Raw genomic sequence first — 13,518 nt, 5'->3', positions numbered from 1 at the left:
TTGATTTCTCCGAATTCTGTGGGGGCGGGGGATTACTTCTCGACGACGGCGAAGAGGTCTTCTTCGCGCATCACGAGCAGCTCGTCGCCGTCGACCTTGACGGTCTGGCCGCTGTACTTGCCGAACAGCACGCGGTCACCGACCTTGACGCTCAGGGCGACGAATTCGCCCTTGTCGTTGCGCTTGCCGGTGCCGATGGCGATGACTTCACCCTGGTCCGGCTTTTCAGCGGCGGCGTCGGGGATCACGATGCCGGAAGCGGTCTTGGTTTCTTGTTCCAGGCGCTTGACGACCACGCGGTCGTGCAACGGACGAAGTTTCATAGCATCTCCTTGATGACTCGGTATCGAACTTCTGCGGGGCAGAAATCGCTAGTTGGCGATCACTGACGAATCTCCAGCAGTCCGCATCGATGGGGTTCGGACCACTGTTGGCACTCGACCGGGTCGAGTGCTAGCAGAGCGGATTATAGGGAGCCGAGGTCGGCTGGCAAGACCCGGGCTGCTGGCTTCGGGCCAGAGCTTGCTGAAGTTGGGCCGGATGGGGTGGGTTCAAGTGCTGGGTTTGCAGCGGGACCCTCTGTCGGTTCTCAGTGAGTTTGGAATTTTTCTCACTAACAATGGAACTCACGGCCCCTGCGCGTGGGCAGTTGGCGGTTCTCACCAAGTCCTGAGCTTTTCTCACTTGGCGTTGAACGGCCGCATGGCGGGGGCAATGGCAGCAGCCACACCGGAGGGAGAAAACTCACTTGACAATGCCCCCATCCGTAGTCGGTTGAGAGTCGCCCCGCGGTGAAACATGTTCTAGTCGTTGTCGACAGCCTCGAAGATCGCGAGTTCGTGCTGGCGGCGTGCGCCCGAGGGGGACGCCTACTGGACCACCACGGTGAGGGTCAGTCCCGGAGGAACGCGGACGAGGTCCGAGTACACGCCGCGATCCGGCTGACGCTTGAGCACCGTGCTGCCCCATTCCGCAATCGTCGCGGGCAGGGACGCGGGAACCATCCGGTAGCGCGCCATGTCGCGCGGTTCGATGGTCACCAGGCCCCACCGCGCGTCCTGCCGAGCCGGGAACCCGTAGCCCGGAGGGGCCGACGCGGACTGCACCAGCGAAGACACGGACGCGGCGAAGCGCCGGTAGGCCGTGGCGAAGTCGCTGGAGGGTGCGACGGCGCGCATCGCGCCTTCGACCACCGTGATGCCGTCGTTCCCGCCGCGGTGCAGCACGTCGCTGAACCAAGCGACGCCGAACTGGCGCAAGAGGTAGGCGCCGAACAGGCCCGTTGCTGCGTAAGGGTCGCAACCTCCTTCGACCGCCGTGAAGTTCATCCAGGCGCAGTTCGCGTTGCCGGCCAGGTAGCTCGGCAGGCGGCCGTCCCGGAGGCTGCTGTACGTGCCGCCGAGCCGGGCCGTGACGATGTCCTCGAACACCATCGCGGTCATTTCCTCGAGCCACACGGGGTAGGTGTCCCGGAACGCCGAGCTCACCTGGCGGCGGTAGAAGTTCTGCAGGTGCAGCATCTCGTGCGCTAGGTTGCTGCGCGCCCACGCGAGTCCGCGCGCCGACGCGTACGTGCTGCCGGCGTCCAGGAAAACGGCCAGCGCCTCGTTGCTGTCGGGCGCGAACGCCTTCAGGTAGTTGTTGCGCGCCCAGAAGTAGGCCCGCGGCTGGTTGCCGGAGGCCTTGAAGTCGAGCAGCACGATGTCGACGGGGCGGGGCTCGTCGGGCAGCATGCCGCCGTCGTAGACGTGGGGGCCCCACAGCGGCCCCCCGAGTTCGATCAGCGCGTCGTGGAGGGTGTCGGCATAGGCGGACAGCAGCGATTCGACGATGGCGGCGGACACCTTGCCGTCACCCGCCTGCCCCTCCTCCACCCACAGGTCGACCCGCGTGCCGTCCCTGGCGAGGCGTGAACCGGCAAGCCGCGTCGAACGGTCGGAGTTGTCGTTGTGCCGCCAGGTGCGCGGCGTGCCGATGGCGGGCGCCGGACCCTCGGCCAGGGAACGCACCGCAGGCGCGGGAGTCGCCGCGACGGCGCCGGTCGATGCAACGGACGTGGTGGTGGTGTCTCGCGTGAACACGAGCGACACGTCGCGGCCGCCGACGCCGGTAATGTAGACGGGCACGTCGGTGTCCACCACACCATCGTTCCGGTGGCTCCAGACGCCGAGGCCGCTGCCCGAGTAGGTGTCCGGCGACACGGCGCCGCAGCCCTCGCAGGCGGGTGACACCGCGCTGGTGCGCCGCTCCGGCTCGGGAGCGCCGCCATCGCCGCCGCCGCCGCAGCCCAGCAGCACGACACACGAGAACAGCAGCGAACGGAATAAGAGGCGCGGTGGAACGAACGACACGATCAAGAACGGCATCACGGACGAGCAGGACCCAGGAGCTTGCCTCAAGGTCCCGGTGCCGGTCGAACGGATTGGGGTGTGATTTACCGCCTGTTCGCCCCGGGCCGTGACGGAGTCGACGTAAATCGCCTGCACCAAAGGGCAATTGGAACCCGTTCCGCCGGGGGCTAAGCTCCGCCTCCCCGCCCTCGACGACGGGGCCGTCGGCACATCGCGGGGGACCCACTCCCCCGCGTGCGGAACGCCGAGAAGGGAGCGAGCATGAGAACCAATGCCTTGCCGACCCGTCGCTGCGAGCGGATCGCCGAGACGGGTCGGGATCCCCGTTTCAGTCAACACGCCTTGCAGATGGCGGCCGTGGCCGCGCTCTTCGGCGGGCCCCTGGACGCAGCCGCGCAGGGCTGCCCCTCGCCGGTCGTCGCCACCGGCTCGGCCTGCACGGTCACGCCGGGAACCACCATCACCGCGAACACGGCCAACCCCGTGGGCCTGCGGGCCGGCGCCGCGGGCACGGTGACGGCCAGCGGCACGACGGTCCAACTCGTCAACGCCAACACCACCGGGGCGCTCGCCGAGGCGGGCGGACGCATCACGTTCGACGGGAGCACCCTCAGGACCACGTCGACCGCCGCGCAGGCCGCGGGGCAGACGGGGCTGCGCGCGACCGGTGCTGGCAGCGAGGTGCGCGCCACCGGCGCGACGCTCACGCTCGGGCCGACGACGGCCACCACGTCCGCGGGCGTGACGGGCGCGGGCGCCTTCGGGGGCGGCACCATCACGCTCACCAACACGCAGGTGACCGTCGACGGAAAGACCAACGGCACCGGCTACCGGGGCCTGCTGGCGTCCGGCAGCGGCAGCAGCCTGAGCTTCTCCGGTGGCTCGGTCTCGGTCGCGTCACGCGGCGCGTTCGGTGTCGCGGCCGAGGACGGCGGGCACGTGACGCTCGGCAACGGCGCCCAGGTCGCCACGTCGGGCGCCCAGACCACCGGCACGTCACCGGTCGGCAGCCACGCGCTGATCGCGACGGGCGCGGGCAGCCAGATCAACGCGACCGGCATCACGGCCAGCACCTCGGCGACGCTGGCCAACGCGGCCCGCGCCGAAAACGGCGGGTCGGTTTCACTCACCGGCAGCACGCTCGTCACCACCGGTGCGGGCACCGTGTCGAACCCGACCGGCGGCGTGCGAGCGGTGACCGGCGGGACAGTGCGGATGGACGGCGTGGGCAGCGCGATCACCGCATCGGGCGGCAACTTCGGGCACGGGGCCTCGGTGGAGGATGCCGGCTCGAAGGTCTTCCTGACTGACACGGCCGTCTCCGTCAGCGGCCCGCGTTCCATCGGCGTGACCGTCATGAGCGGCGGCGAGGCGACAGTCGTGCGCGGCAGCGTCCTGTCGGCGGGCAGCAACGCCATCTCCGCCGAGGGCGCGGGCTCCCGCATCGGCCTCACGGACGTGGGCGTGAGCACCACCGTGGCCACGGGCTACGGAGTCCGAAGCGTGACGGGCGCCGCGGTGACCGTCGAGCGGGGCACCGTGAACACGCAAGGTGTCAATGCCACCGCCGTGACGGCCGCGGGAGGCGGCGCGACGGTGACCTTGTCGAACACCGCCATCACCACCTCCGGCGACGGCAACGCGATGGCTGCGATCGCCGACCTCGATGGCCGGGTCGAGCTGACGGGTGGTTCGGTGACCACGTCGGGCAACGACGACGGCCAGGGCCGACGCCCGATCGGCCTCGCGGCCCGGAACCCGGGCGGCGTGCTGGTCGCGAACGGCACGCGTGTCACCACCACCGGGCAGGTCGCCATCGGCGGTGTCGCGGACGACGGGGGTTCGCTCTCGCTGTCGGGCAACACGCTCGTCACCGAGGGCGCGGGCTCGATCGGCCTGTTCTCGGTGGTCGAGCAGGACGGCACCCGGTTCGTCGCCTCCATCGACGCGAGCAACATCGGCATCGAGACACGCGGGGCGCTGGCGCACGGCGTGCTGGCCCAGCAGAGCTACAACGCGCCCTCCACCATCACGCTGGACCGCGCCACGGTGTCCACCCGTGGCGACGGGGCCGTCGGCCTGCGCGCGGTGTGGGTGACCCGCAGCACCGCGCCCGACCCGGGGCCCGGCGCCACTGTGACCGCGACCCGCAGCGTGGTCTCCACCGACGGCGCGGGCGCCCACGGCGTGCTGGCGCGAAACCCATCGGCGTCCGTGATCCTCGACCAGTCGTCGGTCTCCACCCGCGGCCCGGGTGCGCACGGGGCCGTGGTGGAAGCCGGGGCACGCGTGATCGGCACCGCCACCACCGTCAGCGCCTCGGGCACGGCTTCGGCGGCGCTGTACGCCATCGGCAGTCCGTCCCAGGTGTCCGCCGCCGAGTTCTCCGGGGGGCCGCTCACCAACACCAGCGGCCCGACCATCGGGCTCACCGGCGCAGTCAACGTCACGCTGACGAGCACGAGCGTCTCCGGCAGCGGGCAGTGGCTGCACGTCGGCCCATCCTCCGACTTCCCGCCGCTGGCCGCGCCCGAACCGCCGCTGACCGGCGTGCCGGACCCGACCGACGAAAGCCCCGTGCCGGGACCGGACCCGTTGCGGCTCGACCCCGTGCGACGGCACCGGTCCCTCACGGAAGTGCCCCTCGCCACGGTGGGCGGCTCGAACGTGGTGGCCACCGGCTCCATCCTGACGGGTTCGGCCACCACGGCGGCCGGCAGCGTCTCCGACGTCGCGCTGAACGGCAACACGCTGTGGAACCTGACGGGCAACTCGAACCTCACCACGCTCGCCAACAACGCGAGCCAGATCCTGTTCAGTGCGCCGGCCTCGTCGGCCGGGCCGTTCAAGACGCTGACGGTGAACCAGTACACCGGCACCGGCAACGCCGTCATCGGGCTCAACACGGTCCTCGCGTCCGATGGTTCGCCGTCGGACAAGCTGGTGATCGACGGCGGCACCGCCGGCGGGCAGACCGGTCTGCGCATCACGAACGCGGGCGGTGCCGGGGCCTACACGGTGAGCAACGGCATCATGGTGGTCGATGCGGTGAACGGTGGCACGACCGGGACTTCGGCGTTCGCGCTGAACGGCCGGGTCGTGGCGGGGCCGTACGAGTACCAGTTGCACCGTGGGAGCGCGGACGGCTCGAACGGGGAGGCGTGGTACCTCCGGTCCGAGCAGCCTGCACCACCACCTCCACCACCCCCTCCTCCGCCACCACCACCTCCTCCTCCTCCCCCGCCGCCACCTCCACCGCCGCCCGCCCCGGCCCCCCCGCCGCCGCCCGACCCCATGTACCGCCCCGAGGTGGGCGCGTACCTGTCGAACCAGCGCCTCTCCGGCGGCCTCTTCCTCCACAGCCTGCACGACCGGCTCGGCGAACCGCAGTGGATCGAGTCCCAGGGCTTCGACCCCGCGAACGACGAACCCCGGTCCGCGTGGGCACGGCTCGTCGGCAAGCGCATCGACAGCACCAGCCGCGACGGCGAGTTCGACGTCGAGAGCAAATCGCTGATGCTGCAGGTCGGTGCCGACGTCGCCGACTGGTCCGTGGCCTCCGAGACCGACCGGCTCCACGTGGGCGCGATGGTTGGTTACGGCAAGGCCTGGACGGACGGCTCGGCGCGGGGCAATCCCAACCGCGCGAAGGGCACGACCCAGGGGTTCCACGTGGGCGCCTACGGCACGTGGTACCAGAACAATGCCTCGCGCCTCGGCTGGTACACGGACCTGTGGGGCCTGCTCGGCTGGTTCGAGAACCGCGTCGACGGGGACAGCCTCGGCGCCGTGAAGTACGACTCCCGTGTCGTGAACGTCTCGGCCGAGGCGGGCTACGCCGGCCGCCCGAAGGAGGACAACGACTGGATCCTCGAACCGCAGGCCCAGCTGGTGTACGTGCACGGCCGGGCCGATGGTTTCAACGAACCGAACGGCACCCGCATCGACGGTGCCGAAGGCAGCGGCTGGATCGGTCGGCTCGGGCTTCGGACCCACCGCACCTGGATCCACGAATCCGGACGCCGCACGCAGCCGTACCTGACGCTCAACTGGTGGCACGACCGCATCGACAACGTCGTCGCCTTCAACGAGATCGCCATGAAGGACCTGTATCCGAAGGACCGCTACGAGATCAAGCTAGGCGTCAACGTGATGCAAGACCGGGGGTGGACCGGCTGGGGCAACGTGGGCTGGCAATGGGGCAACCAGTCGTACTCGGCCGTCTCGGCGAGGATCGGGGTGAAACGCAGCTGGTGAGCCGACGGGGTGTCATCTTCAATGAAACGGCAGGTCTATACTTGACGGGGCGCCAGCCCGCAACCTGTTGAGCTGCCGGAGTTCCGGTTTCGGCATGATTGGCCGTCGACAAGGCAGGCGGCTCACTCCGCATCCTAAGCAGATCAAGTCGGATGTCCCTGACCCGCACCGAGGTGCCGTCGCCGGCGGCATCCGTGCGCTAGGACATTGGGCTGCCCGAGCGTCTTCAAGCCGGGTCACTTGCGGGTCAGTTCAACCTTGCTTCTGCACCAAAGGGCGATTGCGGCCAGACATGCCCAACCTCACACTGAGGTCCCTTTGGTTCTTGAAGTTGGCCATGAAACGAGTATTCCGTGCATTGGCGCTTGTTGGAATCACGCTGTGCGGAGCGACGGTGGGACGGGCGCAAGGCCCCACACCTGGGCTTGCCGGCTTCAACGGCGGGTATCCGACCGACGAGGCGGCGCAGCACGCTCACGACGCTGCAGACCTGAACCGCGCCGTTCAGAGCTACCGCACTTTTTTCCCGACCGTGTCGGGAGCCGCCATCTTTGACGGCACTTTGAAAGTCGGTGTGGTGCCGAACAAGGTGTTCGGTTACATGGATACGAAGCCACGTCATGTCGGCTATACGCTCAATTCAGACACTCCGTATGGCGGGATCCTCCTCGACCTTCACGCGGGCCCACTAGTTATTGAAGTGCCGCCCGGACCCTTGCTCGGGGCGGGTCTGGACATCCACCAACGGTGGATCGCCGACATGGGACTTCCAGGGCCTGACGGCGGCAAGGGCGGCAGACACTTGGTGCTGCCGCCGGGCTACCAGGGCGATGTGCCTGCCGGATATTTCGTGGCGAGGGCCACATCCTTTCGCGTGGTCGCGGGCATGCGGTCTCTGCCGGAACACGGGGACGTCCCGGGCGCCATCGCACGCTTGCAGAGCATCAAGGTCTATCCGCTCGACCCGTCGACCCCTTGGTCGCCGCCGACCTGGATCGACATGACGCCGAAGCCTCAGGACACCACGCCCAATGCCGTCGAAGACAACCTTCGCTTTTGGGAGGCACTGCACCAAGTGGTGGACCAGGAACCCCCGCTTGCCAACTTGCGGACCCACTACGGCGACCTCGCCGCACTCGGAATCTCTAAGGGCCGACCGTTCACACCGGATGCGCGAATGAAGCGCATCCTCGTACAGGCGGCGCGAGAGGGCGCTGCCCAGATGCGTGTCGAGTCATTCGCGGACCGTCGTCCTGACCGTGTGGTTTGGCCAGACCGCGCGTGGCAGTGGGCGGCTCTTCGCTTCGAGAACGGCAGCTTCGACACGCCGGACTACACCGACACCTACGCGCGGGACAAGTGGTTCTACCAGGCCATTGCTGCCTCACCGGCGATGTTCCGGCGAGATCCCGCGGCGGGGTCACTGTATTGGTTGGGCCTGCGGGATCGCGAGGGAGCCTATCTCGACGGCAGCAAGTCATATCGGCTCCGGGTGCCGTTGCCCGTGCCCGGAAAGCTCTTCTGGTCGGTGACTGTGTACGACGCGCAGACGCGCAGCCAAGTGCAGACCGATCAGGGGAAAGCTGCGCTGCGTTCGCTGTTTGAACTCAAGGATCTGACAGGTACATCTGCAGACCTTTTCTTCGGGCCAACGCCACCGCGAGGACAGGAAGGTCGATGGATTAAGACGCTACCTGGTCGGGGTTGGTTTGCCTACTTCAGGATCTACGGCCCGCAGGCGCCCGCGTTCGACGGCAGCTGGAAGCCCGGAGACTTCGAGGAGGTGCAATGATGCGTGGGCTATCGATCTGCCTTTTCGTAGGCGTCACGACGGCTGCTCAGGCCCAAATTTTCCCTCCGGAGGACGAAGCGAATGCCACGCTCGTCCGATCCCGTGCGTCGCAGGCCGTGATCTGGGGCATGCCAGCAGTGAACACGGACCTGATGTTGCAGCAGATGCTCGACAAGACACCAGGTCGGATGAACCAGCTCATCTACTGGGGACGTCCCCTGGATTCACGCAACCAGACCCTGACGCCCAATCCCGATACGCTCTACGTGATGGCATTCTTCGACACTCGCCAGGTCGGGCCGGTAGTTCTAGAGGTCCCCAGGGCGGATGCTGGCGGCTCGCTGACCGGCAATACCATGACCATGTGGCAGACCGCACTCGAAGATGTCGGCGTGCTGGGCGTCGACAGGGGAAAGGGCGGCCGTTTCGTGATCTTGCCCCCTGGTCATGCAGGGAAAGTTCCCGTGGGCTTCACGCCCTTGAAGGCCGACACCCACACAACGTATGCCCTGCTCCGGGTCAACATGACGAGCCACGCCGAGGCGGACGTGCAGAAGGCGGTTGCCTATGCGCGGCGCATCCGCGTGTACCCGCTGGCACAGGCGTCGAAGCCGCCGGCCACGGTCATCTCTGACGTCAAGGACATCGAATTCGACAGCACGATCCGCTACGACCTCTCTTTCTTCCGTTCGCTGCACCGCGTGGTGCAGGCCGAACCTTGGATCGAGCGGGACCGGGCGATGATCGACGTGCTGCGGACAGTGGGCATAGAGAAGGGCAAGCCGTTCTCGCCGAATGACGCGGTGCAGAAAGCCTTGCTCGCCGGCGCAGCCGATGCCAAGGCGGCGTTGGTGCATCGCTACGACCAGGGCTTCGCGCCGTTCTTTTCGGCGAGCAGCCACTGGACGAACCCGACCCACCAGGAGGCCATCGAAGGACAGGGCAGCAACTACGGTGAACAGGACAAGTACCCTGTGGATGCACGAGGCCTCCTCTACACCTACGGCTACATCTCAATCAAACGACCAGGCACTGCGCAGTTCTACCTGATCTCGATCCGTGACAAGGAAGGCCAGCCATTCCATGGTTCGCGCCAGTACCGACTCAGGGTGCCGGCGGGCGCGCCGGTCGAACAGTACTGGTCGGTCACGGCGTACGACCGGGAGACGCATGCGCTGATCAAGGGCATGTCACGCGCGAGCCGGTCTTCCCAGATCGCCGACATGCCGAGGAACGCTGACGGCTCGGTCGACGTCTACTTCGGTCCGACGGCCCCCGCAGGCAAGGAACGGAGCTGGGTTCCAACCGACCCCACGCGGGGGTTCGAACTGATGTTTCGCGTCTACGGACCCAAGAAGGAGTTCTTCGAGAAGCGGTGGGTTCTGCCCGACGTCGAGGCCGCGCCTTGAGGCTGCGAATGCGAATCGCCCCGGGTTCGGTGGAGGCCAGTTGGATTAAGTCAGGCCGCCACCGCGACGGTTCGACCGGCGAGTTGCCTGGAGTAGTTTGCCTCAGCCTCCGCGGGTGGGATGTAGCCGATGAGTTCCAGCGACGGATTGTTGAACCAGGACACCCAGGCAACGCACTTCGGCGAAAATTCCACGCTAAAAGAAACGCGGTTCGGAGAATTCCATGCTTACTGAAAACTCAGTTCCACACTCGATGATGAGCGTTACTGCAAGTCATTGATCCAGCACGGCGATGACGTCCACGCTCAATGAGAACCGACACCTCCACCGCGCCCGTGCGCGCTGGTGTTTTCCCTGAGGCAGGATCCCGGCGCCGTGCCGATAACCGAAAAGGTCCTGGTACTGCGCCGGGGCGCCGCCTGGCCGCCTGATCCGCGGAACTCCTCCATGTCACTGTTCCTCACCCGCTCCTCCAGCATCTCCCGGCGCCTGTCCGTCGGCTTCGGTGTCATCGTCTTCCTCCTCGCCGTCGTCGCCCTGGTGGCGGTCGTCAGCATGCGTGACACCCGGCAGCGTGTGACGCTGATGGAGGAACACCTGCGTCCCAAGACCGACCGCCTCGTGCAGATGCGCCTGCAGGTCAACCAGCAGGCCATGTCCATGCGCAACATCGGCATCCTCACCGCGGACGAGGACCTGGCGAAGGAGCTCCGGAAACTCACCCAGGCCTACGCGACCTACGACACCTTGTCGAAGGCCCTGCTGGCCGGGGCCGATGCGGAGGAGCAGCAGCTCCTCGGCGCGCTCGCGGACGACCGCAAGGCCGCCGCCGAGGTGTTCGACCGCGCGGTGAAGCAGGCGTCCTCGCCGAATGCCGTGCAGGAGATCTCGGTGCTCATGCGCATGGAACTGCGCGTCAACCTCGACGCCTGGAACAAGGCCCAGGACAAGTGGCTCGCGGACATCGACACGCTGCAGGCCCGCACCGCCACCGTGGTGGCGGAGCAGCAGGCGATGCTGGTGCGACGCGCCGACGGCGGCATCGCCGTCGTGCTGGTGGCCTCGATGATCGCCATCGGGTTCGCCGTGCTGGCCGCGTGGCGCATCACCGCTTCCGTGAAGGTTCCGCTGCGCCTGGCCGTGAGCGAGGCCGACCGCATGGCCGAGGGCGACTTGTCGCAGGCCATCCGCGCCACTGGCAGCCGCGATGAGACCGGGCAGCTGCTGGAGCGCCTGGAAGCGATGCGCACCCGATGGAGCGCCACCGTCGAGGAACTCCAGGCCACGACGCAGGGCATCGCCACGGCGAGCAGCGAGATCGCCACCGGCAACCTCGACCTCAGCCAGCGCACCGAACGCACGGCGTCGAACCTGCAGCAGGCCTCGTCCTCGATGGCCCGGCTTACCGGCACCGTGTCCCAGTCGGCCGACGCCGCGCACCAGGCCAACCTGCTCGCCTCGTCCGCGGCCCAGGTGGCCGAGCGCGGCGGCGCGGTGGTGGGCGATGTGGTCAAGACGATGAACGAGATCCAGGCCAGTTCGAAGAAGATCGCGGACATCATCGGCGTCATCGACGGCATCGCCTTCCAGACCAACATCCTCGCGCTGAATGCCGCGGTGGAAGCGGCGCGCGCCGGCGAGCAGGGCCGCGGCTTCGCCGTGGTCGCGAGCGAGGTGCGAAGCCTCGCCAGCCGATCGGCCAACGCCGCGAAGGAGATCAAGGCCTTGATCGGAGCGAGTGTCGACAGGGTGGACGTGGGTGCCCGTCTCGTCGACGATGCCGGCCGCACGATGACCGAGATCGTCGGGTCCGTTCACAAGGTGTCGGACATGATCGGCGAGATCACCGCCGCGGCCCGCGTGCAATCGCAAGGTCTCGGCGACGTCAACGGCACCATGGTCGAGCTGGACCAGATGACGCAGCAGAACGCCGCGCTCGTCGAGCAGTCGGCCGCCGCTGCCGAGAGCCTGGACGGCCAGGCGCGGAAGTTGTCGGCGATCGTGGGGCACTTCCGCCTGAAGACGGGTTGAACCGGCCGCCGGCGCCGGCGTGCTACAACCGCCGGTCTGTCCGCGCGTCCAGCGCGCCACTGCCGCTGCCGTCCCGATGCCACGCCAACTCCCTCGCCGAGCTTTCCCTCGCGCTTTCGCCCCGTCCCTCCTGACCCTCGCCGCCACCGCGGCGATGGGCGCCACGACCGACTCCGCACCGCCGACCTGGGCCTACCCGGAACGCCGCGAGGCGGCCGCCGAATTCAACTGGACCCCCATCGTGATGCCCAACGGCGACCGCACGGCGCTGCTGGGCGGCACCTACATGGTCGCGGTCAACCCCGACTGGGGCTTCGGTCCGTCGGTGTACGCCGCGGCCCAGGGCGACTACGGCGGCATGTTCTCCCTCGGGGTCACGGCGCAGCGGCGCTGGCGGCTGTTCTCGTCGCAGTGGCACCTCGCGGCCGGCCTCTACGCCGGCGCGGGCGGCGGCGCCAGTGCGAAGGGAGCGGATGTCGGGGGCGGGTTCATGCTGCGGCCCGAGTTGTCGGTGCGCCGCAACTTCGGGCCGATGTACGCGGGCCTGGGCGTGGCTCACGTGAACTTCCCGAGCGGCAACATCCGCGACACCCAGTGGACCGTCGTGATCGGCCGGTCCGACAGCTTCTTCAGCTTCCTGCCCACGGACGCGGGCCTGCCCGGCCGGGCCGATGCGCGCACCGGCCTCAAGTTCGACGAGTTCGCGCTGAGCGCGGGCACTGCCAACTTCCGCCATGGCAGCCGCAGCCGCAGCGGCGCACCGTTGACCGACCGCCTCGACAAGGCCGGCGCCGACCTGCGCCGCTACGTGGCGCCGGGACGCTGGTGGGGTGTCGAGGCGTCGGGCGCGGCCGGTGGCGGCCGGGATGGCTACATGGAAGTCCTCGGCAATGCGGGTGCCGACTGGGGGCTCTTCAGCGAGAACCTGCGCGTCGGCGTCCAGGCCTCGGCCGGCCTCGGTGGCGGTGGTGACATCGACACGGGCAGCGGCTGGCTGCTGCGCGCCGGGCCGACGCTGCGCTGGATCACGCCGTGGGGTCCGACGCTGCGCGCCGACGCGTCGTACCTCACCGCGCCGGACGGGCACTACCAGTCGGAGCAGGTGCGGCTGTCGCTGTCGTTCCCGCTGGAAAACCCGTCGCGTGCACGCGCCCCGTACGCGTTGCTCACGGGCACCGTGCAGGAGATGGCCTGGTACCTCTCCACGCAGCACTTCCAGAAGCTCCACTTCAAGGACGGCACCCAGGACGACGTGACCGGACTGGGTCTCACGTTCACCCGCGACTTCGACCCCACCTGGTACGGCATCGCGCAGGCGGGCAGCGCCGCCTGGGGCCAGGCCGGGGCCTTCTCGTACGGCCTCGTCGGCGTCGGGGCGAAGACGCCGCGGATGAACGGCGTGCGCCTGGGGGCCGAAGGGGTCGTGGGTGCCGCGGGCGGTGGCGGCGTGGACGTGCGCGGCGGTGCGGTCGGCGGCGGCGAGGTCTGGGCCCAGTGGGAAGGGATCGTGCCGAAGGACCGGCTGCGCGTGAAGGCCGGCCTCGGCTACCTGCAGGCGCTGGGCGATGGCGGACGGGGCACCCCCACCGCCTCGCTGTCCGTCGGCTGGGCCTTCGGCACGCTCACGCCCTGAGCCGCCCGGGCTGAAGCCTGCGGGCATGGTCCGATCGGACCATGC

7 protein-coding genes are annotated in these 13,518 nt (G+C 68.4%); 5 read left to right on the top strand and 2 right to left on the bottom strand.

Going from position 1 to position 13,518, the window contains the following annotated elements; all coding sequences use genetic code 11:
• Nucleotides 1-32: 32 nt before the first annotated feature.
• The gene (gene groES, locus A4W93_RS25130) at nucleotides 33-323 is read right to left on the bottom strand and encodes a co-chaperone GroES (RefSeq protein ID WP_085753217.1); all 291 of its coding nucleotides are present in this window, start codon (nucleotides 321-323) and stop codon (nucleotides 33-35) included.
• 546 nt (nucleotides 324-869) lie between these two features.
• Entirely contained in the window at nucleotides 870-2,366 is a 1,497-nt protein-coding gene (locus A4W93_RS25125; RefSeq protein ID WP_085753216.1) for a M30 family zinc metallopeptidase, read from the bottom strand.
• Between the two features lie 342 nt (nucleotides 2,367-2,708).
• On the opposite strand from A4W93_RS25125, the gene A4W93_RS25120 reads away from it, so the two are divergent.
• The 5 genes from A4W93_RS25120 to A4W93_RS25100 all read left to right on the top strand — a co-directional run bounded on the left by A4W93_RS25120 (nucleotide 2,709) and on the right by A4W93_RS25100 (nucleotide 13,473).
• A complete protein-coding gene (locus A4W93_RS25120) occupies nucleotides 2,709-6,608 on the top strand; it encodes an autotransporter outer membrane beta-barrel domain-containing protein (protein ID WP_157131773.1) in 3,900 nt (1,299 codons plus the stop codon).
• 337 nt (nucleotides 6,609-6,945) lie between these two features.
• On the top strand, nucleotides 6,946-8,400 hold the full coding sequence (locus tag A4W93_RS25115) for a DUF1254 domain-containing protein (RefSeq protein ID WP_085754321.1): 1,455 nt from the start codon (nucleotides 6,946-6,948) through the stop codon (nucleotides 8,398-8,400).
• Nucleotides 8,397-9,809: a DUF1214 domain-containing protein gene (locus A4W93_RS25110; protein WP_218919166.1), complete on the top strand. Its 1,413-nt coding sequence runs from the start codon at nucleotides 8,397-8,399 to the stop codon at nucleotides 9,807-9,809. Before A4W93_RS25115 ends, A4W93_RS25110 begins: the two co-directional genes overlap by 4 nt.
• A 447-nt stretch (nucleotides 9,810-10,256) precedes the next feature.
• Nucleotides 10,257-11,840, top strand: coding sequence for a methyl-accepting chemotaxis protein (locus A4W93_RS30755; RefSeq protein WP_085753214.1), 1,584 nt, complete (start codon nucleotides 10,257-10,259; stop codon nucleotides 11,838-11,840).
• 154 nt (nucleotides 11,841-11,994) lie between these two features.
• Nucleotides 11,995-13,473 (top strand): hypothetical protein, encoded by a 1,479-nt coding sequence (locus A4W93_RS25100; RefSeq protein ID WP_085753213.1) that lies wholly within the window; start codon nucleotides 11,995-11,997, stop codon nucleotides 13,471-13,473.
• The last annotated feature ends 45 nt before the right edge of the window (nucleotides 13,474-13,518 follow it).

Source organism: Piscinibacter gummiphilus (assembly GCF_002116905.1).
Classification (GTDB): Bacteria; Pseudomonadota; Gammaproteobacteria; order Burkholderiales; family Burkholderiaceae_C; genus Rhizobacter; species Rhizobacter gummiphilus.
This window is presented reverse-complemented; position numbering and strand designations above follow the sequence as displayed.